Below are 26,309 nucleotides of genomic sequence, written 5' to 3'. Positions count from 1 at the left end.
GCGAGCAATGAGTTTTCTTGGAGTCGAGCAATCACTGACGGGACGGCTTTGGGTTGGACCTAGCCCCGAGATTGAGCGGGCGGCCGAGATGATGGCGCAACAAACCGACCTGCCCCGTGCCGTTTGCCAAGTTCTGGCCCGGCGCGGCGTGCCAGTATCGGAGGCGCCCGGCTTTCTTGACCCAAAGCTGAAGGAGTTGCTGCCTGATCCGCGGGCCTTAAAGGATATGGAAGTTGCCGCCACGCGCTTTCTGGAAGCCGTCCGCAATCGTCAGAAAATCGCGGTGTTTGCAGATTACGATGTCGATGGCGGCAGCTCTGCTGCGTTGCTGCTGGTCTGGCTGCGGCAGATGGGCGTGCAGGCGACGCTTTATGTGCCGGACCGGATCGACGAAGGGTATGGCCCCAACGTTCCCGCAATGCAGGAGCTTTCGGCCAGGCATGACCTGATCATCTGCGTTGATTGCGGCACGCTCAGCCATGATCCGATTGCGGCGGCTACGGGTGCGGATGTGATCGTTCTGGACCACCATCTGGGGGGCGAGACGCTGCCCGATTGCGTCGCTGTGGTAAATCCAAACCGACAGGATGAAAGCGGCGATCTTGGTTATCTTTGCGCGGCAGGCGTGGTGTTTCTGATGCTGGTCGAAGCCGGTCGCCAGCTGCGTGACGCAGGCGCAAGGGGACCGGACCTGGTGGCCCTTTTGGATCTGGTGGCCCTGGCGACCGTTGCCGATGTGGCGCCGCTGATAGAAGCTAACCGCGCCCTGGTGCGACAGGGGCTGAAAGTGATGGCACAGCGGCAGCGCCCCGGCCTTGTCGCGCTGTCCGATATCTCGCGCATGGATACAGCACCCAACAGTTATCACCTGGGGTTTCTGCTTGGGCCCCGTGTGAATGCCGGGGGAAGGATTGGTCAGGCCGATCTGGGCGCGCGCTTGCTGAGTACCGATTCTCTGCATGAGGCGCAGGCGTTGTCCGAACGTCTGGATGCATTGAACACTGAGCGCCGCGACATTGAAAACGCGGTGCGTTCCGCCGCGCTGGCGCAGGCCGAGGCGCGTGGCTTGGACGCCCCTTTGGTCTGGGCGGCAGGCGAGGGCTGGCACCCCGGTGTCGTTGGTATCGTGGCCTCTCGGCTGAAGGAGACAACCAATCGACCGGCAATCGTGATCGGTTTTGATGGGGATGAGGGTAAGGGTTCGGGCCGCTCGGTTTCTGGCGTCGATCTTGGGGCTTCGATCCAGCGTCTGGCGGCCGAAGGGTTGCTGGTCAAAGGAGGCGGCCACAAGATGGCCGCAGGTTTGACCGTCATGCGCGATCAGTTGGAACCCGCAATGGAGCGCCTGAGCGAGTTGCTGGCCAGACAGGGGGCCGGCCAGGGCGGTCCTGCGGATTTTAAACTGGATGGCGCGTTGATGCCCGGCGCGGCAACCGTGGATCTGATCGAGCAGATCGAACAGGCCGGACCGTTTGGCGCCGGTGCTCCGGCCCCGCGCTATGCGTTGCCTGACCTGCAGGTTCGCTTTGCCAAACGGGTCGGTGAATCGCATCTGAAACTGTCGCTGACCGATGGAATGGGCGGCGGGCTGGATGCGATTGCCTTTGGTGCTTTTGACGGGCCGATGGGCGAAAAACTGTCAAATCACGGCGGTGCGCGCTTTCATTTTGCGGGTCGGCTAGAGGTCAACACCTGGGGCGGACGCCAATCTGTGCAGCTCAGGCTGGAGGACGCGGCAGAAGCCCGTTAACACGCAGCTTTGGTGCGCTAAAAAACTTTCCAATCCCTGCGTTTTTACGCTTGCGGGGGTCACGGCGAAACCGTAAAAGGCCCTCCACAAGCCAGCGTGGCCCGTTCGTCTATCGGTTAGGACGCCAGGTTTTCAACCTGGAAAGAGGGGTTCGATTCCCCTACGGGCTGCCATTTGCGCTTGTGACCTGATACCAAGTGGCCCGTTCGTCTATCGGTTAGGACGCCAGGTTTTCAACCTGGAAAGAGGGGTTCGATTCCCCTACGGGCTGCCACTCTTCCTTAGATTCTTCCATCCCAATGCAGCAAGACCATCCGGGCTGCGCCTTAAAACAGCAACCTAGCTGTCATCAGCGATCTGAATTTCGATGCCCCAACGGTCAAGGAATCTGGCCACCCCACCTTTTGGCACAGCATCCGTGACCAGCGAATGCACCAGCCGAGGATCCGGCCCCACATAAGGTGCCCTTTCACCAAACTTGGAATGCGCTGCAGCCATAACAACCTGGTCCGCACACCTGACCACCACCGATGCAAGATCCGCTTCGGCCGCGCTTTGATACAGAAACCCTTTGCTGTCTGAAATCGCATCCGTGCTCAGGATCACGATGTCAAAGGCATAGCGTTGCAGCTGCTTATGGGTGACGTGACCAAAGGTACCCCTTTCATCGATCTGCAACTCACCCCCCAAAAGGTGCACCCGGTTTCCGTTGACCCCGGCTAAGGTCTGCACGACGCCGATGGAGTTGCTGACAACCGTGAGGTTACTGACCTGGCGCAGTTCTTCGGCGACAAAGGCAGTCGTCGATCCCACATCCAGGAAAACGGTCATCTGATCGCGAACCAGTTTCGCGGTATGCCCGGCGATCAAACGCTTTTCATCCGCGTCTTGCGAAATCCGGTGAAAGAAGTTGGGGGCGCCCTGCACTCCGGCAAGATAGGCACCGCCATGAACGCGCTCGACCGTACCCGCCTTTGACAAGGCTTTGATCGTTCGGCGCACCGTCTCTTCGGAGACGCCGAGCATATTCGCCAAATCTGAATTCCGGGCCGTTCCACCCAAACGTCTTAGGGCATCAAGCAATTCCAGCTCACGATGGGTGTTGAGGGTATTCTTCTTCACGAACCGGCTCCGGAAATTTTCTTTATATGGACACGGAATACCGTGAACGGCAAGGCAGTGCCACATCCGCATTGCCACATCCGGCCTTTTTTCGGACCGGATTGGTGCTATGTGAGCACTGAGTTTTAGCAATAATGATCTGGGAAGCTGGTTTGCCTGACTTCCCACTCAGTGCCGGATCAGTGTCGGTGCCTCACGAAACACGAGTGCAATTCTGCGCGCCAGCCGTCATTGCAAGCCCGCATTGAGTCACGGTGGATTTCCCTATTTACCCCGCTTGAACTCAATAGATTTTCACAAGCAAAATTAGTTGTTTACAATCAATCTCTGCACTGGAAGGACGCTCGAATCACCTGTCTTGTGAATGCCTGAACGTCAATTACTAAAAATTTAGTTTGACACATACGCAAAAAATCGCTGATGCTGTTCTGCATCCGGTTCCCGCCGGAGAACCATAATTTTTGGGAGGAGACAGATGCGGAGACATCTACTTTCCGCAGTGGCGGCGGCTGCCGTCATTGCGGGGCACGGGTCCGCTTGGGCCGACGAAGCCGCAGCACAACGTTGGATCGACGACGAATTCCAGCCATCGACCTTGTCGAAAGACGAACAGATGGCCGAGATGCAATGGTTTATCCAAGCTGCACAGCCCTACGCTGGCATGGAAATCAACGTCCTGTCCGAAGGTATTCCGACGCATTCCTACGAGTCGGAGGTTCTGACCAAGGCTTTTGAAGAAATCACCGGCATCAAGGTCAATCACCAGATCCTTGGCGAAGGCGAAGTGGTCCAGGCTGTTCAGACCCAGATGCAGACAGGTCGGAACCTGTATGACGGCTATGTCAACGACAGTGACCTGATTGGTACCCACTCGCGCCTGCAACTGGCCTATCCGCTGACCGACATGATGGGCGGCGACTGGGCGGCGACAACCTCGCCGACAATCGATCTGGATGACTTCATGGGCATTCAGTTCACCACCGGGCCGGACGGCAAGCTGTATCAGCTTCCCGACCAGCAGTTTGCGAACCTTTACTGGTTCCGCAAGGACTGGTTCGATGACGAGGCCAACAAGGCCGCGTTCAAAGAGAAATACGGCTATGATCTGGGCGTTCCGGTCAACTGGTCGGCCTATGAAGACATCGCCGAGTTCTTCACCAATGACGTGAAAGAAGTCGACGGCGTGGCGATCTACGGCCACATGGATTACGGCAAGCGCGCGCCTGACCTTGGCTGGCGCATGACCGACGCCTGGCTTTCGATGGCCGGTGCCGGTGACAAGGGCGAGCCGAACGGTATTCCGGTTGACGAATGGGGCATCCGCATGGAAGCGGGCACCTGTAACCCGGTCGGCGCCTCGGTGTCGCGCGGTGGTGCTGCAAATGGTCCCGCTGCGGTCTATGCGATCCGCAAATGGGACGAATGGCTGCGGGCCTACGCGCCTCCAGGTGCGGCGTCTTACGACTTCTATCAGTCGCTGCCGGCACTGAGCCAGGGCAACGTGGCCCAGCAGATTTTCTGGTACACCGCCTTTACCGCCGACATGGTGAAGCCGAAGTCCGAAGGCAACAACACCGTGGATAACGAAGGCACGCCGCTGTGGCGGATGGCGCCCAGCCCGCACGGCCCCTACTGGGAAGAAGGCCAGAAGGTTGGCTACCAGGACGTGGGTTCCTGGACGTTCCTGAAATCAACCCCCTCGGATCGTGCGCAGGCAGCCTGGCTTTATGCCCAGTTCGTTACGTCCAAGACTGTTGATGTGAAGAAGTCCCATGTGGGTCTGACCTTCATCCGCGACAGCTCGGTCAACCACGAGTCGTTCACGGAACGTGCATCCAAGCTGGGTGGTCTGGTCGAATTCTATCGCTCGCCTGACCGCGTGGCATGGTCGCCGACCGGCATCAACGTACCGGACTATCCAAAGCTGGCCCAGATCTGGTGGCAGCAGATCGGTGACGTGAACTCGGGCGCCTTCACCCCGCAAGAGGCGATGGACCGTCTGGCCGAAGAGATGGACATCACCATGGCCCGTATGCAGGCCGCGGATGAAAGTGCCGGTGTCTACGGTGGCTGTGGCCCGCGTTTGAATGAACCGCAGGACGACGCATTCTGGCTGGAAAAAGCGGGTTCGCCCAAGGCCAAGCTGGAAAACGAAAAGCCGCAGGGCCAGACCGTCAACTATGACGAACTGGTTAAGCGCTGGCAGTCCCAGTAAAAGCAACATCGTAGGCCGGGCTTAAGCCCGGCCTACCCCTGAATGCCCCGCGAGTTTCCCAGATGATCGAACTTCAAGACGCGACCAAACGGGTCGGCAACGTCATCCATATCAAGCCAACAAACCTGACGCTGCAAACCGGCCATTTCAACGTGCTATTGGGCGCGACAGGTTCCGGAAAAACGTCACTGATCAAGATGATGGCCGGGTTGGACCCGATCGCCTCGGGCAAGGTTCTGATGGACGGGCAGGACGTGACACGGTTGAACACGCAAAAGCGGCAGATCAGCCTGGTGCACCAGTTCTTCGTGAACTACCCGCATATGACCGTATTCGACAATATCGCCTCGCCTCTGCGCGTGGCTGGCATGGCCAAGTCCGAGATCGATGGCCGCGTGGAAGAGGCCGCCGATCTGCTGCAACTGCGCCCTATGCTGCACCGCCGCCCGCATGAGCTGTCGGGCGGGCAACAACAGCGAACCGCGCTGGCGCGTGCCATCGCAAAAGAAAGCCGCGCCGTCTTCCTTGATGAGCCGCTGGCGAATCTTGATTATAAACTGCGCGAAGAGTTGCGCGAACAACTGCCCGACCTGTTCGCTGGTCGCGGGGCCGTCGTTGTCTACGCCACCTCGGAGCCTGAAGAGGCATTGCTGCTGGGGGGCTACACCGCGCTGATGGACGACGGCCGCGTGACCCAGTTCGGCCCAACCACCGACATCTACCGTAATCCGGAAAACATTGCCGCGGCGCGTGTATTCTCGGACCCGCCTATCAATGTGGCTCGTATCACCGTTGCCAGCGCCCGGGCGCAATTGGCAGGCAATGTCGGCTGGGCTGTCTCGGACATGGCCGATGGGGAATATATGGTCGCTGTGCGCCCTCATCGCGTGACGCCATTCCGTACGTCTGACGCTGATGTCGAACTGACCGGACGCGTGATCGTGACCGAACTGTCAGGTTCGGATTCCAGCGCGCATTTCCAGCATGGGGACGAAGCCTGGGTTTCACTCGCCGCTGGTGTGCATCCCTATCAGGTCGGCGAAGATCACAGTTTCTACATGAACCCGGCCCATTGCCGGTACTTCAGCCAAGACGGCAAAAGGGTGGCCTGACATGGCACAGATCAAGCTTTCAAACCTCCGACACAGCTATTTGCCATCGCCAAAAGGCCCCGAGGACTATGCGCTCAAGGAAATCGACGTCACGTGGCGCGATGGCGGGGCCTATGCACTGTTGGGACCGTCAGGTTGTGGCAAGTCAACGCTGCTGAACATCATATCCGGTCTTCTTACCCCCTCGGAAGGCCGGATATTGTTCGATGATCAGGACGTCACCGCCCTGCCCCCGGACCAACGCAACATCGCGCAGGTTTTCCAATTTCCGGTGATCTACGACACGATGACCGTGGGCGAGAACCTGGCCTTCCCGCTGAAAAACCGGGGGGTTGATCCTGCGACAATCAAGCGCCGTGTTCTGGAAATCGCCGAGATGCTGGATGTTACGGATATGCTGAACACCCGCGCATCGGGCCTGAGCCCGGACAACAAGCAGAAGATCTCGATGGGTCGCGGCCTTGTTCGCGACGACGTGAATGCGGTGATGTTCGATGAACCGCTGACCGTGATCGACCCGCACCTGAAATGGAAACTGCGATCCAAGCTGAAAGAGCTGCACCAGCGCGTGCAGGCCACAATGATCTACGTGACACACGACCAGACCGAGGCGCTGACCTTCGCCGACGAGGTGGTGGTAATGCAAGACGGTGAAGTGGTTCAGATCGGAACGCCGGTCGAACTGTTTGAACGGCCGCAGCACACATTTGTCGGCCATTTCATCGGCTCGCCGGGTATGAATGTCCTTCCGTGTGAAGCCAAAGGCGACCGCGCCGTATTTGAAGGGCACGAGGTCATGCTGGAAGGTCCCACACATGGTGACGGCGGCCGCACCGATCTGGGTATCCGCCCGGAATATGTAGGTTTCAGCGACACCGGTATTCCGGCACATGTGACCAAGGTCGCCGATATCGGCCGCCACTATGTGGTCAGCGCCGTGGTCGGCAACACCGCCCTCAAGGTCGTGACCGAACACAGTGTACCGGAACCGGGATCACAGGTCTTTTTGCAATTCAAACCCGAACAATCCCGCGTCTACCGCGACGGCTGGATTGCAACTCAGGAGCGGGCGCAATGAGAACGGAAAACCAAAAGGCGTGGTTCTTTGTCCTGCCCGTACTTGCGCTGGTAGCGTTCAACGCGCTGGTGCCTATGATGACGGTGGTCAACTACTCGGTGCAGGAAACCTTCGGCAACAACCAGTTCTTCTGGGAAGGACTGGGCTGGTTCGAACAGATCCTGCGATCCGACCGGTTTCAGGCAGCACTTGGACGGCAGTTTCTGTTCACCTTCCTGATCCTAATCATCGAGGTACCGCTGGGCATCATCGTCGCCCTGTCGATGCCACGCAAAGGCTTTTGGGTGCCTGTCTGTCTGGTGCTGATGGCCTTGCCGATGCTGATCCCTTGGAACGTTGTAGGGTCGATGTGGAACATCTTCACCCTGCCCAAGATTGGATTGCTGGGATATTTCCTGAATGACGTGCTAGGCATCAACTATGACATGACGCAACAGCCGCTTTCGGCCTGGATAACCGTCATCGTCATGGATGTGTGGCACTGGACGTCGCTGGTCGTGCTGCTGTGCTATGCGGGCCTCGTATCAATCCCCGACGCCTATTATCAGGCCGCCAAAATCGACGGCGCCAGCCCGTGGTCGGTGTTCCGCTATATCCAGCTGCCAAAGATGAAGACGGTTCTGACCATCGCGGTTCTGCTGCGGTTCATGGACAGCTTCAATATCTATACCGAGCCTTTTGTTCTGACCGGGGGCGGTCCCGGCAACTCGACCACCCTGCTGTCGATTGACCTTGTGAAGATCGCGCTGGGGCAGTTCGACCTTGGCCCGGCGGCAGCGATGAGCCTGATTTATTTCGCCATCACGCTGCTGGTGTCGTGGCTCTTCTACACCCTGATGACAAAGGACGACGCAGAATGAAAAAGCGGTCCATCATCCCGATCCTCTATATAGCGTTCCTGATGCTTCCGATCTATTGGCTGGTGGCGATGTCCTTCAAGACCACGAACGAGATCCTGTCGGGCTTTTCCTTGTTTCCCCAGACTTTTACGCTGGAAAACTATATCACCATCTTCACTGACCCGACGTGGTACTGGGGTTACATCAACTCGATTACCTATGTGACTCTGAACACAGTGCTTTCCGTCTGCGTTGCCCTGCCTGCGGCTTATGCGTTCTCACGCTATCGGTTCCTCGGCGACAAGCAGCTGTTCTTCTGGCTGTTGACCAACCGCATGGCCCCGGCGGCCGTGTTCGCCCTGCCATTCTTCCAGCTCTATTCGTCGATCCACCTTTTCGACACCTATCTGGCCGTGGCTTTGGCCCATACGCTGTTCAACGTGCCGCTGGCGGTGTGGATTCTGGAAGGGTTCATGCGTGGTATCCCAAAGGAGTTGGATGAAACCGCCTATGTGGATGGATATTCGTTCCCGCGCTTCTTCGTGACAATCTTCCTGCCCAACATCAAGGCAGGTGTCGGTGTCGCGGCGTTCTTCTGCTTCATGTTCTCATGGGTGGAAATGCTGCTGGCCAAGACCCTGACTGCGGTTGAGGCCAAACCCATCGCTGCCGTGATGACCCGCACAGCATCCAGTGCCGGGTACGAGTTGGGTCTGCTGGCCGCTGCGGGCACCCTGACCATCATCCCCGGTGCCATCGTCATCTGGTTTGTTCGCAACTACATCGCGCGTGGCTTCGCGATGGGACGAGTGTGAGGTTCGACATGCGAAAACTGCTTCTCACCCTCCCCTTCGTGCCCTCAGCAGCCTTTGCTCAGGCCAAGGCCGGATGGGGCAATGTCGGACAGGAGGCCGAAAAAGGGTTCTCGTGGACGGACCCCTTGTGGCCCGATTTCTGGATGGCATGGACACCTGCCACGCTGGCCGTGTTTGTCGGCATCTTCTCGGCCATAGCATGCATTGGCCTGCTGGAAGGTTTCAAGTTCCGCGACGGGATTGAACGACGCGGGGTTCTGGGGCTGACAACCACGCTAGGGGATCGCCTGTTCATTACCCTTCTGGGGTCCGCGTACATTTTCCTGGCGTGGCTTGGATTGGTCGGGCAACCGGTCTGGACACCGCTATTCCTGTCGATTGGCTGGGGCGTTTTTGTGTTCTGGAAAGTTTAGACTTTGAGAAATCGCGAAAGGATGCTTGTCTGTCAGGCATAATAACCATGACGACACCGAGACCGATGCGAAAGAAAAAGACGACAAATCTGCTGACCGAGGTCGAACTGGAGTTCATGAACGAGCTCTGGGCCCTCGGGCAAGGCTCGGTGCGTGATGTCCTGGACCGCCTGCCGTCAGAACGCAACCTGGCCTATACATCCGGGGCCACGATCCTGCGCATTCTGGACGAGAAGGGTTTTGTGGAAAGCCAAAAGTCGGGAAAAACCCTGATCTATACGCCGCTTCTGGAAAAGGACAGATATCAGGCCCGTTCGCTGCAAAATCTGTCGCGCACGCTTTTTGACGACACCCCCGCCACACTGGTGGCGCGGCTGGTCGACGACGCGGGGCTGAGCGAAGCCGACCTGGAGGAAATTCGAGCACTGGTAGAGAGGAGACTGCAAAATGACAGCGGTTAGACCGGTTCTCGACGTATTCATCGAACTCAACATCGTGCTGGCCTTTTCGGCGGTCATCTGGCTGATGACCCGCACGGCCCTAAGCCGCACCGCACTGCGCAATGGCTATGTTGTACAGTTGCGGGCCCTCAAGACCCTGTGCATCTGCGTCCTTGCCAGCCCGTTTCTGGCGGTTTGCGTGTCGTCGCTGACGACCTACGCTTGGCCGGGCAGTGCCGTGGCCCTTGGTGATATCGCTGTTGCGGCCTATCTGCGCGGTGACATCGCAATGCCTGCGACGCAGTTTGAAGCACTGCTGAACACTCGCGAAAGGTGGGTAGATCTTGCATTGTCGGGACAGCAACCTGTGATCACCCTCGTTGCCGCCATACTTGCCTGTGTCGCTGCCGTGTACGCCGCGCGTGCCTTGCGGGACGCAATGGCGATCCGTCAGACTGTCAATTCCAGTTTTCTTTGGCGGCGGTCTGCCAAGGTGGATATTCGCCTGTCCGATCGCATCACCGTGCCGTTCGCCGTGCGCGGACTTCGCCGCCGCCACGTCGTTCTGCCTAGCCATTTGCTGGACACCCCGCGAGAGTTGCGTTTTGCGCTCGCTCACGAGTTTCAGCATATCCGTACTGGTGATGTGGAATGGGAACTGGGGTTTGAGCTGCTGCGTCCGCTTTTGTTCTGGAACCCTGCCTACCTGATGCTCAAGTATCAATTCGGCCGGCTGCGCGAGTTGGCCTGTGACCAGTCGGTTGTTGCGCGCAAACGGATTGATGCGCGGGAATACACGGCGTGCCTGCTGGACTATTGCGCCCGGACAATCTCAACCAACAGCCCACGCGTTCTGAATGTTGCTTTTGTGACAGGCGGCAAGGCAAAGCGCGTACTGCGGCAACGTGTAATCGCACTGACCGATGTTCAGCCTTCGGTACCCGCCTTGCCGGCATTGTTCCTCGGCATGACGCTGATCTTTGGCGCCCTTTTGGCTCTGGGGTCGGCCTCAATCCAGCAGACACGGGATTGGAGCCATGACCGCCTGATGCTGTCAACGGTGGTCAACTTGGAACGACTGGAGGCGCGCAATCAGGGGAACTGACCTGATCGCTTACCAGCCGCGACGCCCGAACAGCGAGTGAAGTCGCCCCTGATCGGTAAAAGGCTCGGGCGATTGCACGCGTTCCAGCCGCGCAACAACGCGCGCGACAAGAACCCATCCTATGACAGCAAAGATGACGCCCCCAAAAGCCTGCCCCAACAGAACGCCCGACGCCCCGGCGATTTGTGAGCCAATTGTGGCAAACACCCATGTGCCAATGGTGTGACGACCCCAGTTTATCCACGTGGAATAGACCGGATGGCCTAGATTGTTGAAACTGGCATTTGTCACAAAAATCACACCGTTGAAGAAAGAAGCCAATGCCAGCGGGCCACAGAACAAGTAAATTAGTACGCGCGTTTCCCCCTGGGCTGCGAACAAATTTGCAATTGGGGACCGCAGCAAAAACAAAATAGCCGACATGCAAAGAACATAGATTGCGGTGAACTTGATCCCGGCCAGAAACGCAGTGCGCACGCGATCAAATTTTTCTGCCCCGAAATTCTGCCCGATGATTGGCCCTATCGCGCCGGACAGCGCAAAGATGACCGAAAACGCCACCGGCAACAGCCGCCCGATCACCGCCATACCCGCAACTGCATCCGTTCCGAACTGCGCGATTTCCCGAACAACGATGGCATTCCCGATCGGCGTGGCGACGTTCGTCAGAACAGCAGGGATTGCGATGGCCCGCACGGGCCGAAAATCCTGTGCCACCTGTTTCATCGATGGGCGTGCAAACCCCTGATGCACCCGCAGCGCGGGCCATAAGGCTGCGCCCAACATACATAGCCGCGCCAGAACTGAGGCTATCGCGGCCCCATCCAACCCCAGTCCAACGGCAAATATCAAAATCGGGTCAAGAACTGCATTCACAACGCCGCCGTAAATCGTTGCCATCATTGATCGGCGCGCATCGCCGTGGGCGCGCAGCACAGCCATCGCCGCCATCGCAATCGACATCACCCACATAGTCGGCAGAATGATCGACACATAGCGCGTCGCCAGCCGCAAAACCTCGCCCTTTGCGCCAAGCAGCGACAGCAGAAAGCTGACGTTCAGCAGCACCAAAACGGAGGTTACCAACCCGACGATCAGCCCCAGCACGGCGACACTGGACGCGTATTGCCTTGCCTGTTCGACCCGCCCGCCGCCCAACTCACGCGCGACCAGCGCCCCGGCAGAAATCGACAGACCGATATTGATGGCGTTCGTAAAAAACAGCAGCGTCCCGGCATAACCTACCGCTGCGGCCAGCGCGTCGTTGCCCAGCATCGAGATAAAGACCATATCGACAAAATCGACAGCAAAGATCGCCATCAATCCAATGCTCGTGGTCAGCGACATGCGCGTCACATGCAGCATCAGGTTGCCACTTAGAAAGATTGCCTTACCTGATGATTTTTCCACCAATACTCTGGTCGTCCCATCTGCGCGACCCAGACGGGCCCATGATGCCACTGCGTTCGACAAGGGAAAGCCCCGGGCAACGCCTAAGTAAACTCACGCGTTTCCGGGGCTTTGTACACCGATTATTTCAGTTCAGGCTGAGCCGACAGGAATCACACAAAGCGGTTCACGTAATTCTCAAGCACTTCCTGACGCCCCGAGCGTGGCTGAGGATTGAGGTCTTCGGCAATCACCCGCGCTGCAATCTCGTCGAGGCCAGAGGTTAGCATCGCCTGAGCTTTAGGCGTTTTCCAGCCTGCATACCGGTCGGCCAGCGCCTGTTCCAGACCACCATCTTCAAGCATCGCAGCTGCCGCTTTCAGGCCCCGGGCACAGATATCCATCCCGCCCACATGCGCAGCGATCAGGTCTTCGGCGTCGATGGATTGCCTGCGAAGTTTAGCGTCGAAGTTGGTGCCACCCGTGGTAAACCCGCCCGCTTTCAGGATGTGGTAATAAGCCAGCGCGACTTCGGGCGTGTTGTTGGGGAACTGATCCGTATCCCACCCGGACTGGTAATCGTTCCGGTTCATGTCGATGGACCCAAGCATACCCTCAGCCGCAGCAACAGCGATCTCATGTTCGAAACTGTGTCCTGCCAGGATTGCGTGCCCTTGTTCCAGGTTCAGCTTGACCTCATCCTCGAGGCCGTACTTGCGCAGGAAACCGATACAGGTTGCCGCATCGAAATCATATTGATGCTTGGACGGCTCCTGCGGTTTGGGTTCGACGAGGATCGTGCCTTTGAAGCCGATCTTGTGCTTGTACTCGACCACCATGTTCAGGAACCGGCCCATATGATCCAGTTCGGCCTTCATGTCGGTATTGAGCAGCGTCTCGTAGCCCTCGCGTCCACCCCAAAGCACATAGTTCTCGCCGCCCAGTTTGTGGGTCGCGTCCAAACAGGATTTCACCGTGGCGGCAGCGAAAGCAAAGACGTCGGGGTCGGGGTTGGTGCTGGCACCCCCCATCCAGCGACGGTGGCTGAACATGTTGGCCGTTCCCCACAACAGCTTGGTGCCGGATGCCTGCATCTTTTCACCGATATAATCGGTGATCTCATTCAGCGTGCGCAGATTGTCGGCGAAGTTCCCATGCTCAGGGCGGATATCCGCGTCATGCCAGCAGAAATAGGACTGTCCCAGGATCTGAAACATCTCAAAGGCGATATCGGCCTTCATCTTGGCGCGGCCCATGTCGTCTTGCGGATGCCATGGGCGTTCAAAAGTCGAGCCACCAAACGGATCCCCGCCTTCCCAGGCAAACGAGTGCCACCACGCCACGGCAAAACGCAGGTGATCCTCCATGCGCTTACCCATCACGATCTCGTCCGGGTTGTAGTGACGGAATGCGAGCGGGTTCTTACTGTTCTCGCCCTCGAATTGGACCTGCTCGATCCCCTGAAAGAAACCGCTCGTCATCTCTTTTGCCTCATTCCGACTTTTCACCGGGCTTCTTGCCCAGAATGATCATCGACAGCAAATCGTCATCCGTGACATCAGCGATGTCGACTGTGCCAACCAGTTGCCCGTTTTTCATGACCGAAGCCCGGTCGCACAACTCCATTACTGCATGCACATCGTGGTCGATCAGGAAAATTCCGATCCCTTGCGCCTTGAGCTGCTGGATCAGGTCCGCCACCATCTGTGTTTCGTGCGGGCCAAGCGCGGCTGTGGGCTCGTCCATGATCAGGATGCGCGCATTGAAATATACCGCACGCGCTATGGCCACCGACTGCCGCTGACCACCGGATAGCGCCGAAACCGGGTCGTTGAACTTCTGAAAGTTCGGGTTCAACTGTGCCATGATCTTGCGGCATTCGGCCTCCATCGCAGCATCGTTGACCAGCCCGAAAGGCGTTACCATTTCCCGCCCCAGGAAAAGGTTCGAACTTGCATCCAGATTGTCCGCCAAGGCCAGCGTCTGATAGATCGTCTCGATATTGTTGGCACGCGCATCGCGGGGGTTGTTGATCTCAACCTTCTTGCCGTCGATCAGGATCTCTCCGTGGTCCTTCTGATAGGCACCCGAAAGCACCTTGATCAGCGTAGATTTACCGGCCCCGTTGTGGCCCAGAAGGCCAACAACCTCGCCCGGGTACAAGTCGACCGAGACACGGTCCACCGCCTTGATGCCGCCGAACGAAATCGAGATATCGCGCATTTCGACAAGCGGAGGCTGGCCGGACCCTCGGCCCGAAGTTTGGTTCTGTGTTTCTTGTGCTTGCATCATTTCGCTCCCAGACGTTTGCGATAGACGATGTCGATATAGACGGCCAAAACCAGAACGGTGCCCACGACGATGTTCTGAAACGGTGCGTCCACGCCAACCATGGCCATGCCCGATTGAAGCGCCTGCATGATCAGCGCGCCAAGGATCGCGCCGTAGATCGTACCGATACCACCGGACAGCGCCGTGCCGCCGATTACGGCCGCAGCAATCACGCGCAGCTCATCCAATGTGCCGATATCGTTCGAGTGGTTGGCCAAGCGGGCCGAAGCCACGACCGCCGACAGCGCACACAGGAACCCCATCAGGGCAAAGATCTTGACGGTCATCATGCGAGTGTTGATGCCCGACAGTTCCGCCGCATCCGGGTTGCCCCCCGTGGCAAAGATATAGCGGCCAAATCGGGTTTTGCGGGCCACAACAGTCAAGGTTACTGCAACAAGGATCAGGATCAGAACCGAGATCGGGATACCATAACCCACAACAAGCCCTTCAGGCATGGTCTCGCCCCGCGCTTCGAACATACGTTCCAGCCTGCGTGTGGGGATCGAGTAACTGTTGACGATCAAGACATAGCCCATAATGGCGATGCCAATGATCCCCGCCAAAGTTGTTTCGGCCCAAACCGGTTTCACAGGGAACCCATGGGCAGCCTTGGAGCGGCGTCCGCTCCACAACGCCCAGACCGCAATAGCGGTGGCGGCAAGGCCGAACAGAAGGCTGACCGTTGTTCCCAACGTCCCGTTGGTTCCGCCAAATATCAAGAACGTGCTGTCCAGCGGGCCGATTGTCTGGCCGTCTGTCATGTACCAGGCGACGTTGCGCCAGACCAGAAAACCGCCAAGCGTCACGATAAAGGCCGGTATGGTCAGATAGCCGACCATCCAACCGTGGAATGCGCCGATCAAGGTTCCGACTGCGAGGCCGACAACAAGTGTGATTGCCCAAGTCGCCGGGTGATTTAAACCTAACCCCAGCACGTTCGGCAGAAGCTCGGTTTGTGTCATCGCCATGACGGCGGATGTGGTCGCCAGCAGCGCGCCGACCGAAAGATCAATGTGGCGCATCACGATAATGAACACCATGCCGCAGGCCATTATCGCGACCGAGACGGTCTGGATCGACAGGTTGAACAGGTTTCTGGGCGTCAGAAAACGGCCATCCGTTACGATGTTGAAGCCGATGCACAGGATGATGAAGGCGCCGATCATGCCCAATAGCCGCATGTCCAGTTCCAGTTGCTGGAACAGGTTGGCCTTTGCTTTTTGGGGTACCGGCTGAGACGAAGTTTCGGTCATATCCGATCTTTCATGTTCAGCTATGGTCTCTGGCCCGGCCTTGCGGGCCAGAGACGTTATGGTTTGGAGACTTGACTTAGTTGCAGGGTGCAGGGCCGTTTTCGACGCCCTGGCACAGGTCTTCCAGCGGAATCCAGCCAGCATCGACCACAACGGACAGGTTGTCTTTGGTGATCGGCACAGGTGCCAGGAAGACTGACGTCATCTCGGTTCCACCTGGCGAAGTCCAGCTGACCGCGCCTTCAACGTCTGCTGCAGCCGTTCCGCCGCTTAGCGCGACTGCGATTTCACCTGCGGCCTTGCCCAGCTCACGTGCGTCTTTCCAGACCGAAACGGTTTGTGTGCCTTTGGCCACCCGGTTCAGCGCCGCATGGTCGCCATCCTGACCTGACACCGGAATGCCGTCCATACCTTGTGCGGTCAGTGCAGCAACAACACCGCCTGCAGTTCCGTCATTTGACGCGACCACAGCATCGACTTTGTTTTCGTTGGCCGTCAGGATCTGTTCCATGTTGCGCTGCGCGTTCGCAGGCAGCCAGCCATCGGTATAGGCTTCGCCGACGATCACAATGTCACCACTGTCAACAGCGCCCTGGATGATCTCCTGTTGGCCACCGCGCAGGAAATCCGCGTTCGGGTCGGTTGGCGAGCCCTTGATCATCACATAGTTGCCCTTGGGCATCGCGTCGAACACCGCGCGCGCCTGCATACGACCGACTTCGACATTGTCAAAGGTCAGGTAGAAGGCCCGATCATCTTCGATCAAACGGTCATAAGCGATGACTGGGATACCTTCGTCGGCCGCTGCCTGAACAGCTGGACCGATGGCCTGGGAATCCTGCGCCAGAATGATCAGCGCATCAACACCCTGGGCGATCAGGCTTTCAATATCCGACAATTGCTTGGCCGACGACGATTGCGCATCTGCCGAAATATACTCGGCACCGCCTGCCTCAAGCGCGGCTTTGATCGCCGCTTCGTCGGTTTTCCAGCGCTCTTCCTGGAAGTTCGACCAGCTGACACCGACCGTGGTTTCTGCAAACGCAACCGTCCCCATCAGGACGGCCACAGCAGAAGCGCTGAGAATTCGTTTCATGATTTCCTCCCGGTTTATCGAGCCATCGCTTCATGATTCGTGGCTCTCACAATTCTGAGTATCATATTTATTTCAGTCAGTAAAATATTTATGCTACCGGAAAGAAGAAAAACCGCTTACGCTTGGGAAATCACCAGATTCGTGAGGGCAGGATGCTGAAAAGCAAGGTTTCTTCAAACGCTACGGATCAACGAAACATCACCCGTTTGCGTGTACTGGAACAAATCCGGTCGACCGGCGCGATATCGCGGATCGACATTGCAAGCGCGCTTGAGACCAGCCCAGCGACAGTGACGGCGGCAACGTCAGATCTGCTTTCAGCTGGTCTGATTCAGGAAATCGAAAGCGAAACACCGTCAAAATCCGCGCGCCGCGGCAGACCACGTGTGCTGCTGAAGCTGCATGGCGGATGTCACCTGATTGCCGGTGTAAAAGTGGCCCGGCACCAGATTTCAGTCATCTTGGTCGATTTTGAAGGCACCGAGATCACCTCTTACACTCATCCGCTGGAGGAGGCCCGGATGGCCCCGGAGGCGTTTGCAAAAAAGATATGCGCGGCGCTGGAACAGGCCTGCGTCTCTGCAAGCAAGTCCCTGACAGACGTCTCCGGCGTCTGCATAGGCATTGCCGGATTGGTCGACGCAGAGCGGAACTTTGTACATTGGTCATCTTCGCTGACAGTGCGCAACGTGGATCTGAGCCCGCTTCTGTCTCAAGTGCTCCCCTGCCCCGCGTTCATCGAGAATGACGCTAATCTGGTTGCAAAGGCCGAACAGCTTTTCGGGCTTGGCAAAGGGTTGAAGAACTTTCTGGTTGTCACGATAGAACACGGCATTGGTCTGGGCATTGTGTTGGATGGCAAGCTATATCGCGGCGAGCGCGGCTGCGGTGCGGAATTCGGGCATGTCAAAGTTCAGCTGGATGGCGCGTTATGTCAGTGCGGGCAGCGCGGATGCCTTGAAGCTTATGTTGGGGAATATGCCCTGATCCGCGAGGCAACCATTGCCAGCCAGGCTACTGACCCGCACACTCTTGCTGATATTCACGCAGCTGCCCAATCCGGTGATGCCCGGTCCATTTCCGTTTTGTCGCGCGCTGGTCAGATGTTTGGAATGGGGCTTTCCAACCTGATCAATCTGTTCGATCCGGAATGTATCATCCTGTCCGGCACCCGAGGCAGCTTTGAATACCTGCATTCCGACGCAGTGATGACCCGCATCAATAACGGTGTTGTCAGCGTTGACGCGCCGCTGCCTGAAATCAACGTAAACCATTGGGGGGATTCAATGTGGGCAAAAGGGGCGGCGGCCTATGGGATCGAACAAGTCTCGATTTTGAAAGTCAGGGAACTGGCGGAAAATGCGAGTTGAACTGACGATCCTGCTAGCGACAGCGTCTGCCGCCTTGGCTGACATCAGCCTGCCACAGTTTCACAGCATCGACGTCCCCAGCCATGTTTACGACGGCGGGTGGGAGCACTTCGTCGGCGGAGGCGTTGCCGTTTTTGACTGCAACGGCGATGATCGGCCCGAGCTGTTTGCCGCAGGAGGAACTAATCCGGCTCAATTGTTTGTCAACACATCAGGACCCAATGTCAGTTTTCGGTCAGAAACGCCAAGCGCACTGTCTCTGACCGGCGTGACCGGCGCTTACCCACTGGATATCGATGGAGACGGGTTTGTGGACCTGGCAGTATTGCGCGTTGGTGAAGACGTTTTGTTGCGTGGCAAACCAAATTGCGCATTCGAACCGTTCACCTCGTTGAATTTCCAGTCTCAGGATCACTGGACCACCGGATTCTCCGCCACTTGGGAAAGCGGTCAAACCCTGCCGACACTGGCTTTTGGAACATATGTCGACCGAACCAACCCCGATGGCCCGTTTGAAGCCTGCGGGCCGACGCTTTTGTATCGCCCCGAAGGGGCGGCCTATGGCCCACCTCTCCACCTGGCACCGGGACATTGTTCCTTGTCCATTCTGTTTTCCGACTGGGCGCGCAGCGGGCGCGCGGACCTGCGTGTCAGTAACGACCGCCATTACTATGTGCGCGGCGGGCAAGAGCAGCTTTGGGCAATGGAAGACACGCCACGCCTTTACGCGCCGGAAGATGGGTGGCTGCCCTATTCGATCTGGGGCATGGGGATTGCATCAAGGGATATATCAGGGGACGGCTTCCCGGATGTTTACCTGACCTCGATGGGGGACCAGAAGTTTCAGATCTTTGATCCCACTGCCGAGGGGCCGACATGGCGCGACGCGACTTATGACCGGGGAACAACGGCGCACAGGCCGCATGTTGGTGGCGATGGCCGCCCCTCAACCGGCTGGCATGCGCAGTTCGGCGACGTCAACAACGACGGGCGCGACGACATATTTGTCGCCAAGGGCAATGTCGAACAGATGCCCGATGCAGCGCAAACTGACCCCAACAACCTGTTGCTGCAATCCGCAGATGATCAGTTTTTCGAGGCTGCCTCAGCGGCGGGTGTCGCCTCTATGGGCAAGTCCCGCGGTGGAGCCCTGGCGGACCTGAACGGGGATGGATCGCTTGATCTGGTCGTGGTCAATCGCGGGTCAGCGCTTGAAGTATTTCAGAACGAACAACAACTTGGAAACTGGGTTCAGGTTGATCTTGGCCAGGATCGTTCCAACCGCGCAGCTGTCGGCAGCTTCATCGAGGTCAAAACCACCGACGGAATTCAAACACGGGAAGTGACCATTGGCGGCGGTCACGCAAGCGGCATCTCAGGGCTTCATCACTTTGGCCTGGGCAACGCGGACGAACTGGCGCTGCGGGTTATCTGGCCAGACGGCACAGTTGGTGATTGGCAGCCCTTCAGAAGCAATCAGGTGCTTCGCATCGACCGCTGATCATTGATCAACAGGCAAACCGCTGGGCACATGCGCAGGCACACCCAGCCGGACTGCCGGGTCTTCCAGTGTGCTGAGGAAACTTAGAATGGCGTTCACCTCGTCATCACTCAGGCTGATTGGGGCCAGTTCATTCGACGCTGCAATCGCCTCGATCAACGTGGGGTCGAGCAAGGCTTTTTGATCTTCCGCGCCCGGAAACTCTGGCAACGCTGCTTTTTCGATCGAGTAGCTGCGCAAAGCTGCGACCGGATCCAGATGATGACGGACAACATCTTCAAGCCGCGCGTAGGCTCCGTTGTGACCATAGGGTGCCGTCAGGGTTACATTACGCAAGGATGGCGTGCGAAATGTGAAGGCGTCATCCGCATTGCCCGTCACACGCAATCGCCCGTCATCGCGAACATGGTTCTCGAACCGGGCGGCTTTTCCCGGCCCGATTTGCGGCATGGCGATAGAATGAAACCCATGATCCGTCTGGAACCAGCCGGAATGGCAGGTGCTGCACCCGGCCTTGCCGTAAAAAAGGTCGAGCCCCATTTGCGCCTGCTCGGGCAGCACCTCTTTTCCTTGCAGCGCACGATCAAACAGGCTGTTGTCAGCGCGCCATTCAAAAGCGATGAAATCAGCAATGATATTGGCGATTGCGGTAAAAGTGATCTCTTCTCCGGGCGCGAGCTGGTCAAAGCGTGTCCTGTATTCCGGGATTGCGGCAACACGCGCCGCGATAAGATCCCATGCGCCATCCTTTTGGGTCAGCAAACCAAGACGTACGGCTTTGCTCACTTCGTTTTCCGAATAGTGGCCCGCCATTTCGTCAGCCGACAAGACCGGGAACATCGCTTGCGCGGCCAGTGCAGATTGGAAGCCCGGCCTCATATCTGTGCCCAAGGGCGTTCTGAACCCGTCAGGCTGTGACGGGTCTGCCTCAAGACGCCCGTCATGAAAGAAGGTGGTGAATTCCAGCGCCCCAAGGTTCCACAGCCCCGGTGCATTTCGGGGAATGCGCTGCTCGGGCATGTTTTCCTGATCAAGCCTGCGCGCTGCCCCCAGCCCCACACCGCCTTCACCGATACCCAGAGACAGCGCGTCTGACGTTCCCAGTTTCGGATGATGACAAGTGGCGCAGCTGATGTTTTTGTTCCCCGACAGGATCGGGTCGTAAAACAGCAACTGTCCCAGTTCGACCTTGGCAAGGTCCGGTTCTACAAATTGAGGAAGCGGCCCGAGGTCCTGCGCCTGCGCCGCCGACAGTGTCACGCAAAAGGCCAGAGCATACACCGATATCCCAACTCTCATACCTGATCCCCTGAGATTTCCAACGTCAGAACTTGTTTATAGGGTTTGTCCGGAGAATAGATGACGGACGGAAACAAGGGGTGGTTCACAGCGTCCGTGTAACCGGAAGGCTCAATGCAAAGCCCTGCGCATGGCGTGAAAGGATCAGACAGGTGCGCGGCGGAATAGACCTGCGCGCCGGGCTGATCAGAGTAAACATTCATGCGCAAACCTGACGGTGTTTCAACCGTTGCAACCGGTCGATTTGATTTGCCCGCCTCTTCAAACACGAAGTAGTGGTCAAGGCCACGCCCCTCATCACCGATAACGCGCACGGATGAGAAATCCAGCCCTTGGTTTTCGATCTCATTCACGACGCCTGTCGGAATGGAGCTGTCGTCCAGTTCCAGTACCCGCTTTGAATTCAGGGCCAACCGGCTGTCAAGAATACCGCTTTGGCGCCCAAGAGTATAGTAATTGTGCTGCGCAATGCTGATCGGCGTAGGCCGGTCCGGCCATGCGGTGATCGTGTAAGTCAGCCGTGGAAAAGCCAGCTTGACATGAATCTCGAACCTGATTTCTCCGGGAAAACCATCATCGCCGTCAGGTGACGTCAAGGAAAGAACCGCACGGTTCGGCTTAGTCTTCCTGATAATCCAGTGGCTGCGCGACAGCCCGAGCGCACCGCCATGCAGCGTGTTTTCCCCCTCATTCGCTGTCAGGCGATAAGCGGCATCCTGCATTTTAAACTTTGCGCCACCGATCCGATTGGCGACGCGACCCACGATTGCACCCAGATAATATGGGTCCGTCAGATATTCCTGCGGGTTTGGATAGCCCAGGATCAAGGGCGTTTCACCGATCCACCAACCTTGTGTGATCGCCCCATAGCTCAGCAGGGAAACCGACATCGCACCATCTTCCAGAACAACCTGTTCGATGGGTAGGGAAGTGACGCCCTTCATCATGGCGCAGACAAGGGGGATAGTGCCGCATAAAACTGGCGGTATCTTTGATATTCAGCCTCATAGGCGTCGAATAACCCCGCGCGCGGCTGAACAATTTCAGAGATTTCTGGCGATGTCATGAGTTCCGCCGGGTCTGCATCTTTTACTGCACAGGCAGAAAGGCGTGCCGCGCCTATGGCGGCTCCGAATTCACTGCCTTTAGGCAAGGCAAGCGGGATGTTCAGAACAGTTGCCAGCGTCTCGACCCAGAAACGGGATCGTGCGCCCCCACCGACGACCATCAGGCTTTCAGGCTTGGTTCCCGTGCTCCTGAGGGCCTCAAGGCAATCTCGCAGCGCGAACGAGACACCTTCCATCACGGACTGTGCAAGATCCTCTGGATCCGACGCAATATCCAGCCCCATAAACGCCCCCCGGATAGCGCTGTCATTATGAGGGGTACGTTCCCCCGACAGATATGGCAGGAACTTGGTCTTCGACGGCCCGGTGACGGTATCCGGCAACGCCGATGCGAGTGCACCAACGGATTGGCCGAGGTTCCGGGACAGCCAGTTCAGACTGTTGGTCGCCGACAGGATGACACCCATTTGAATCCAGTGGTCCGGCACCGCGTGGCAGAAGCAGTGAACCGCCGTTTCCGGTGCGGGCGCGTAACTGTCCTTGGCAACCAGCAGCACACCCGACGTTCCCAGCGATAGAAAACCGCTGCCTTCGGCGATACTTCCTATACCACAGGCAGCCGCGGCGTTGTCGCCTGCCCCGCCCGCAACGACTACGGGTCCGGTCAGGCCCCAGTGCTGCAATATCTCCGCCCTCAGCTCGCCCCCGACGGCGCTGCCTTCGACCAGTTCGGGCATCTGATCCCGGCGCATGTGGCTGAGCTCAAGCGCTGTTTCCGACCATTTCCGACGTCCGACGTCCAACCACGCTGTACCCGCGCTGTCGGACATTTCACTTATGTATTCTCCGGTCAGCCAGAAGCGTAAATAGTCTTTGGGGAGCAAGACTTTGGAGGTTTTTTCAAAAACGTCAGGTTCATGCCTGCGCATCCATTCCAGCTTGGGCGCAGTGAAGCCGGGAAAAACGATGTTTCCGGTGATCGATCGCATCGCGGAAAGCGCATCCAGTTCGGCAGCTTCACGGGCAGACCTTGTGTCGTTCCAAAGGACACAGGGCCTCAATACGCTACCATTTCGGTCCAGAAGCGTTGCGCCATGCATATGCCCGCTCAGACCTATGCCCCGCACTGCCGAAAACGCAGCGCTGTTTTGCCCCTGCAACTGGGCAACGACCTTTTGACACGCTTCAACCCAATCCGCAGGTTCCTGCTCTGACCAGCCCGGATGCGGTGTCGATGTGTTCACGCTCGCTTCGGCCTCGGCAACGACGTCACCGTCTTCACTGACCACAATTCCCCGAAGACCTGACGTCCCCAAATCAAGACCGAGATACACCTGCTCCTCCCATTTGTAAGCCGCAATACTGAGGCAACAGAAACCCAGTTTTGCAAAGGCATCAGGTTTCACTGGCACAGTTTGCGCTAACATCACAAGGTGAAACAAGACAAGGAATATAAAAATGATGTCGTCCTGGACAGCACTGAATGACCCAGACCCAGACAGCGACCAATACGAAGGTGCCCGATAAGAGGTGACCTGAACTAAGCCGCGGGAGAAATTTTTTGCGATTGTCTGGCAACATGTTTCCGTAAAAACTTCGGAATGTTCTCATCTTACTGATTTCGGGCAGGCAGAGCTTCTGACACCATGATCAGTCGCAAGAAGGAAATCGGCGAATGAAATCACATGCCAAAGTTGTTGTCGTTGGCGGCGGATGTGTGGGCGCGTCCATTCTGTACGGTCTGACACAGCACGGCTGTAGCGATGCGGTGATGCTGGAACGGACCACACTGACCTCAGGCTCGACCTGGCATGCCGCCGGTCTGCTGGTCACCTTCGTGCGGTCCCATAACGTGTCGAAGATGACGATGGAAACCATCCGCATCTATTCAGAAGTCGAACAGAAGATGGGTACGTCGGTAGGCTTGCGCAAAGTGGGTCAGCTGCGCGTTGCCAACACCCAGAAACGTTGGGATGAATTCCAGTCATATATCTCGATTGCCGAGGCTGCAGGTGTGCCCTGCAAACTGCTGACGCCCGCGGAAATTGCCGATGTTCATCCCCTTCTGAACCAGTCTGAGCATATTCGCGGCGGTATCCTGCATACCGAGGACGGCTATGTGAACCCGGCCGACATCACCATGGCAATGGCAAAGCTGGCGCGAGATGCGGGCGCCACAGTCTATCAGAACACCGAAGCACAGGCGTATGAAAAGTTGGAAAGCGGTCATTGGAAAGTGACCACCAATCAGGGAGAGATCACGTGCAAGCATTTGGTTTTTGCCACCGGCAATTATGCCCGTGAAAATGCCCGACGCGTTGGGCTGGACCTGCCCTGCATTCCCATCGTTCACCAGTACTGGACCACGGAAACAGTTCCACTGCTCAAGGAACGTCGTGCGCAGGGTTTGCCCGAGTTCCCGATCCTGCGGGATGAGGATTACGGCGCATATCTACGCGAAGATGTCGGCGGCATTCAGTTCGGGCCCTATGAGTTCACCAAGGACCTGAAGCTGTTTGCCGAAGACAGCGTTCCACCTGACTTTGGCGCAGACCTCTTGCCCGAGGATTTCGATGCCGTGGAAACCCAATGGGAACGGGCTATTGGGCGGGTTCCGGTCCTTGGCGAGGTGGGCATCAAGGCCAACACGCGCGGACCCTTCCAAATGACGCCGGACGAATTGCCACTTGCCGGGCCAGCGCCAGGGCACAATAACCTGTGGCTGGCCGAAGGGATGCCCGGCGGCATTCTGTGGGGCGGCACCGTGGGCGAACGGCTGGCCCGTTGGATCGTCGACGGTGATCCGGGCATGGACATGTCGGAACTGGACCCGCGCCGTTTCTCGGACTACGCCTCTAAACGCTGGACCATGGACAAGGTTCGCGAAACCTGGGGCACACATATGAACGCGCATATCCCCGGCGAAGATTTCCCGGACGCGCGCCCAATGAAAACCGTGGGGTCTTACGATCTGCTGACGGCGCATGGCGCAGTCTGGACCAGCTTCAACGGCTATGAATTCCCGCGCTGGTTCGCCAAATCGCCGCAAGAGGCGATCCCTGAACATTCTTTCCGCCGCACCAATCACATGGAACGCGTTCAGGAGGAAGTGCACACCACCCGCGAAGAGGCCGGGTTCATCGAGATGTCGCCAATGACCAAGTTTACTGTACGCGGTCCCGGCGCCGCGCGGTGGCTGGATGGTCTGATGGCAAACAAACTGCCTAAAGTGGGCCGGATGAGCCTGTCGCTGTTGTTGAACGCAAAAGGTGGCATGGATGCGGAATACACAGTTGTCCGCTATGCCGAGAATGATTTCTATCTGGTCTCTACCCCGAATTGGCGCGCCTATAACTGGGATCAGCTGCAACGTCTGCTACCACAAGATCAATCGGTTATCCTTGAAGACGTTTCAGAACAGTTGGGTGTGATCGCTCTGGCGGGTCCCAAGGCGCGCGAGATTTTGCAACCGCTGACCGACAACGATTTGACGAACGCAGCTTTTCCCTGGCTCTCTGCACAAAAAGGTGAAGTTGGTTATGCCAAAGACGTTCACCTGCTTCGGGTATCTTACACAGGCGAGCTGGGCTGGGAACTGCACCATCCGGTCGGGTATAACCGCCATCTTGTCGACCTGCTTTTGAAAGCCGGTGTAAAACCCTTCGGGCTTGAGGCGTTGGAGTCCATGCGCCTTGAAAAATCCTATCGCGCCATCAACCGTGAGATTTGCAAGGACATGACACCATATGAGGCCAGCCTTGATCGGTTTGTCGTCACCGAGGGACGCGAGTTCATCGGAAAAGCGGCGCTGGAGAAGCAGAGATACGAGGGCAATCACAAACGGCTGGTCACGTTGAAACTTCCCTTTGGCGAAACTTCGGTGATGTTCGATGAAGGTGTTTATGCAAACGGTGAACTGATTGGTCGCGTTACATCGGGTGGGTTTTCTTATTATTGCAACCACGACATAGCGATGGCACTTGTACCAAACGATATGACCGCGCCGGGTGCAAGGATGCAGGTGTTGGTCCATAACGAAATGCGCGATGCCGAGGTGATCGATACTTGCGCCGTTGATCCCACCAACGCACGTGCGCGTGCCTGACCCCTG

Annotated in this window: 21 protein-coding genes and 2 tRNA genes; 14 read left to right on the top strand and 9 right to left on the bottom strand. The window is 57.6% G+C overall.

Going from position 1 to position 26,309, the window contains the following annotated elements; all coding sequences use genetic code 11:
* Positions 1–7: 7 nt before the first annotated feature.
* From recJ to AC2FLU_RS00295, 3 genes are all read left to right on the top strand, one after another.
* Complete coding sequence (recJ, locus tag AC2FLU_RS00305) at positions 8–1,750, top strand: single-stranded-DNA-specific exonuclease RecJ (RefSeq protein ID WP_480516515.1); 1,743 nt, start codon at positions 8–10, stop codon at positions 1,748–1,750.
* A gap of 98 nt (positions 1,751–1,848) precedes the next feature.
* Positions 1,849–1,923 (top strand) — tRNA-Glu (locus AC2FLU_RS00300).
* A gap of 26 nt (positions 1,924–1,949) precedes the next feature.
* A tRNA-Glu gene (locus AC2FLU_RS00295) sits at positions 1,950–2,024 on the top strand.
* Between the two features lie 65 nt (positions 2,025–2,089).
* Here the strand turns inward: AC2FLU_RS00295 and AC2FLU_RS00290 are convergent.
* A complete protein-coding gene (locus AC2FLU_RS00290) occupies positions 2,090–2,872 on the bottom strand; it encodes a DeoR/GlpR family DNA-binding transcription regulator (protein WP_480554625.1) in 783 nt (260 codons plus the stop codon).
* A gap of 475 nt (positions 2,873–3,347) precedes the next feature.
* On the opposite strand from AC2FLU_RS00290, the gene AC2FLU_RS00285 reads away from it, so the two are divergent.
* From AC2FLU_RS00285 to AC2FLU_RS00250, 8 genes are all read left to right on the top strand, one after another.
* Positions 3,348–5,087, top strand: a complete 1,740-nt coding sequence (locus AC2FLU_RS00285; protein WP_496714549.1) for an ABC transporter substrate-binding protein — start codon at positions 3,348–3,350, stop codon at positions 5,085–5,087.
* A gap of 62 nt (positions 5,088–5,149) precedes the next feature.
* The gene (locus tag AC2FLU_RS00280; protein WP_496714550.1) at positions 5,150–6,199 is read left to right on the top strand and encodes an ABC transporter ATP-binding protein; all 1,050 of its coding nucleotides are present in this window, start codon (positions 5,150–5,152) and stop codon (positions 6,197–6,199) included.
* A 1-nt stretch (position 6,200) separates the two neighbouring features.
* Positions 6,201–7,277 carry an ABC transporter ATP-binding protein gene (locus AC2FLU_RS00275; RefSeq protein ID WP_496811754.1) on the top strand — a complete coding sequence of 359 codons (1,077 nt, stop codon included), beginning with the start codon at positions 6,201–6,203 and terminating at the stop codon, positions 7,275–7,277.
* Positions 7,274–8,137, top strand: coding sequence for a carbohydrate ABC transporter permease (locus AC2FLU_RS00270; protein ID WP_480493503.1), 864 nt, complete (start codon positions 7,274–7,276; stop codon positions 8,135–8,137). Before AC2FLU_RS00275 ends, AC2FLU_RS00270 begins: the two co-directional genes overlap by 4 nt.
* Entirely contained in the window at positions 8,134–8,931 is a 798-nt protein-coding gene (locus AC2FLU_RS00265) for a carbohydrate ABC transporter permease (protein WP_155139158.1), read from the top strand. Before AC2FLU_RS00270 ends, AC2FLU_RS00265 begins: the two co-directional genes overlap by 4 nt.
* Positions 8,932–8,939: 8 nt before the next feature.
* Positions 8,940–9,344 carry a DUF2160 domain-containing protein gene (locus AC2FLU_RS00260; protein ID WP_480604084.1) on the top strand — a complete coding sequence of 135 codons (405 nt, stop codon included), beginning with the start codon at positions 8,940–8,942 and terminating at the stop codon, positions 9,342–9,344.
* Between the two features lie 65 nt (positions 9,345–9,409).
* Positions 9,410–9,805 carry a BlaI/MecI/CopY family transcriptional regulator gene (locus AC2FLU_RS00255; protein ID WP_480476368.1) on the top strand — a complete coding sequence of 132 codons (396 nt, stop codon included), beginning with the start codon at positions 9,410–9,412 and terminating at the stop codon, positions 9,803–9,805.
* On the top strand, positions 9,792–10,889 hold the full coding sequence (locus AC2FLU_RS00250; protein ID WP_480624291.1) for a M56 family metallopeptidase: 1,098 nt from the start codon (positions 9,792–9,794) through the stop codon (positions 10,887–10,889). Before AC2FLU_RS00255 ends, AC2FLU_RS00250 begins: the two co-directional genes overlap by 14 nt.
* Positions 10,890–10,898: 9 nt before the next feature.
* Here AC2FLU_RS00250 and AC2FLU_RS00245 read toward each other — a convergent pair whose 3' ends face one another.
* From AC2FLU_RS00245 to xylF, 5 genes are all read right to left on the bottom strand, one after another.
* Positions 10,899–12,299 (bottom strand): MATE family efflux transporter, encoded by a 1,401-nt coding sequence (locus AC2FLU_RS00245; RefSeq protein ID WP_480622362.1) that lies wholly within the window; start codon positions 12,297–12,299, stop codon positions 10,899–10,901.
* Between the two features lie 152 nt (positions 12,300–12,451).
* Positions 12,452–13,759, bottom strand: a complete 1,308-nt coding sequence (gene xylA, locus AC2FLU_RS00240; protein WP_496809239.1) for a xylose isomerase — start codon at positions 13,757–13,759, stop codon at positions 12,452–12,454.
* A 10-nt stretch (positions 13,760–13,769) separates the two neighbouring features.
* On the bottom strand, positions 13,770–14,567 hold the full coding sequence (locus AC2FLU_RS00235; protein WP_496714551.1) for an ATP-binding cassette domain-containing protein: 798 nt from the start codon (positions 14,565–14,567) through the stop codon (positions 13,770–13,772).
* Positions 14,567–15,865 carry a sugar ABC transporter permease gene (locus tag AC2FLU_RS00230; protein WP_267364641.1) on the bottom strand — a complete coding sequence of 433 codons (1,299 nt, stop codon included), beginning with the start codon at positions 15,863–15,865 and terminating at the stop codon, positions 14,567–14,569. The genes AC2FLU_RS00235 and AC2FLU_RS00230 overlap by 1 nt, the downstream gene beginning before the upstream one ends.
* Before the next feature lie 76 nt (positions 15,866–15,941).
* Entirely contained in the window at positions 15,942–16,961 is a 1,020-nt protein-coding gene (xylF, locus tag AC2FLU_RS00225; protein ID WP_267364640.1) for a D-xylose ABC transporter substrate-binding protein, read from the bottom strand.
* A gap of 152 nt (positions 16,962–17,113) precedes the next feature.
* Between xylF and AC2FLU_RS00220 the strand changes: the two genes are divergently transcribed.
* Complete coding sequence (locus AC2FLU_RS00220; RefSeq protein ID WP_480493513.1) at positions 17,114–18,331, top strand: ROK family transcriptional regulator; 1,218 nt, start codon at positions 17,114–17,116, stop codon at positions 18,329–18,331.
* The gene (locus AC2FLU_RS00215) at positions 18,321–19,832 is read left to right on the top strand and encodes a CRTAC1 family protein (RefSeq protein WP_496714553.1); all 1,512 of its coding nucleotides are present in this window, start codon (positions 18,321–18,323) and stop codon (positions 19,830–19,832) included. The genes AC2FLU_RS00220 and AC2FLU_RS00215 overlap by 11 nt, the downstream gene beginning before the upstream one ends.
* Here the strand turns inward: AC2FLU_RS00215 and AC2FLU_RS00210 are convergent, their stop codons facing one another.
* From AC2FLU_RS00210 to xylB, 3 genes are read right to left on the bottom strand one after another with little or no spacing between them, the layout of a single operon-like run.
* Positions 19,833–21,131, bottom strand: a complete 1,299-nt coding sequence (locus AC2FLU_RS00210; RefSeq protein WP_480604073.1) for a cytochrome-c peroxidase — start codon at positions 21,129–21,131, stop codon at positions 19,833–19,835.
* Positions 21,128–22,078, bottom strand: a complete 951-nt coding sequence (locus AC2FLU_RS00205) for an aldose epimerase family protein (protein ID WP_496714555.1) — start codon at positions 22,076–22,078, stop codon at positions 21,128–21,130. The genes AC2FLU_RS00210 and AC2FLU_RS00205 overlap by 4 nt, the downstream gene beginning before the upstream one ends.
* Positions 22,075–23,532, bottom strand: a complete 1,458-nt coding sequence (xylB, locus tag AC2FLU_RS00200; protein ID WP_496811753.1) for a xylulokinase — start codon at positions 23,530–23,532, stop codon at positions 22,075–22,077. Before xylB ends, AC2FLU_RS00205 begins: the two co-directional genes overlap by 4 nt.
* 341 nt (positions 23,533–23,873) lie before the next feature.
* Between xylB and AC2FLU_RS00195 the strand changes: the two genes are divergently transcribed.
* Positions 23,874–26,303 carry a GcvT family protein gene (locus tag AC2FLU_RS00195; RefSeq protein WP_496809240.1) on the top strand — a complete coding sequence of 810 codons (2,430 nt, stop codon included), beginning with the start codon at positions 23,874–23,876 and terminating at the stop codon, positions 26,301–26,303.
* The last annotated feature ends 6 nt before the right edge of the window (positions 26,304–26,309 follow it).

Source organism: Ruegeria sp. SAZD013, from assembly GCF_059612525.1.
Note: the sequence above shows the minus strand (reverse complement) of the source record. Positions and strands in the feature narration are given on the sequence as shown.

What these genes read in the sequence shown, in the direction of transcription:
- AC2FLU_RS00230 (WP_267364641.1), bottom strand. Translation starts at nt 15,865, where the DNA reads ATGACCGAAACTTCGTCTCAGCCGGTACCCCAAAAAGCAAAGGCCAAC.
- AC2FLU_RS00285 (WP_496714549.1), top strand. Translation starts at nt 3,348, where the DNA reads ATGCGGAGACATCTACTTTCCGCAGTGGCGGCGGCTGCCGTCATTGCG.
- AC2FLU_RS00195 (WP_496809240.1), top strand. Translation starts at nt 23,874, where the DNA reads ATGAAATCACATGCCAAAGTTGTTGTCGTTGGCGGCGGATGTGTGGGC.
- AC2FLU_RS00275 (WP_496811754.1), top strand. Translation starts at nt 6,201, where the DNA reads ATGGCACAGATCAAGCTTTCAAACCTCCGACACAGCTATTTGCCATCG.
- AC2FLU_RS00270 (WP_480493503.1), top strand. Translation starts at nt 7,274, where the DNA reads ATGAGAACGGAAAACCAAAAGGCGTGGTTCTTTGTCCTGCCCGTACTT.
- AC2FLU_RS00260 (WP_480604084.1), top strand. Translation starts at nt 8,940, where the DNA reads ATGCGAAAACTGCTTCTCACCCTCCCCTTCGTGCCCTCAGCAGCCTTT.
- xylA (WP_496809239.1), bottom strand. Translation starts at nt 13,759, where the DNA reads ATGACGAGCGGTTTCTTTCAGGGGATCGAGCAGGTCCAATTCGAGGGC.
- AC2FLU_RS00250 (WP_480624291.1), top strand. Translation starts at nt 9,792, where the DNA reads ATGACAGCGGTTAGACCGGTTCTCGACGTATTCATCGAACTCAACATC.
- AC2FLU_RS00235 (WP_496714551.1), bottom strand. Translation starts at nt 14,567, where the DNA reads ATGCAAGCACAAGAAACACAGAACCAAACTTCGGGCCGAGGGTCCGGC.
- recJ (WP_480516515.1), top strand. Translation starts at nt 8, where the DNA reads ATGAGTTTTCTTGGAGTCGAGCAATCACTGACGGGACGGCTTTGGGTT.
- AC2FLU_RS00255 (WP_480476368.1), top strand. Translation starts at nt 9,410, where the DNA reads ATGCGAAAGAAAAAGACGACAAATCTGCTGACCGAGGTCGAACTGGAG.
- AC2FLU_RS00220 (WP_480493513.1), top strand. Translation starts at nt 17,114, where the DNA reads ATGCTGAAAAGCAAGGTTTCTTCAAACGCTACGGATCAACGAAACATC.
- AC2FLU_RS00280 (WP_496714550.1), top strand. Translation starts at nt 5,150, where the DNA reads ATGATCGAACTTCAAGACGCGACCAAACGGGTCGGCAACGTCATCCAT.
- AC2FLU_RS00265 (WP_155139158.1), top strand. Translation starts at nt 8,134, where the DNA reads ATGAAAAAGCGGTCCATCATCCCGATCCTCTATATAGCGTTCCTGATG.
- AC2FLU_RS00215 (WP_496714553.1), top strand. Translation starts at nt 18,321, where the DNA reads ATGCGAGTTGAACTGACGATCCTGCTAGCGACAGCGTCTGCCGCCTTG.
- xylF (WP_267364640.1), bottom strand. Translation starts at nt 16,961, where the DNA reads ATGAAACGAATTCTCAGCGCTTCTGCTGTGGCCGTCCTGATGGGGACG.
- AC2FLU_RS00210 (WP_480604073.1), bottom strand. Translation starts at nt 21,131, where the DNA reads ATGAGAGTTGGGATATCGGTGTATGCTCTGGCCTTTTGCGTGACACTG.
- AC2FLU_RS00205 (WP_496714555.1), bottom strand. Translation starts at nt 22,078, where the DNA reads ATGATGAAGGGCGTCACTTCCCTACCCATCGAACAGGTTGTTCTGGAA.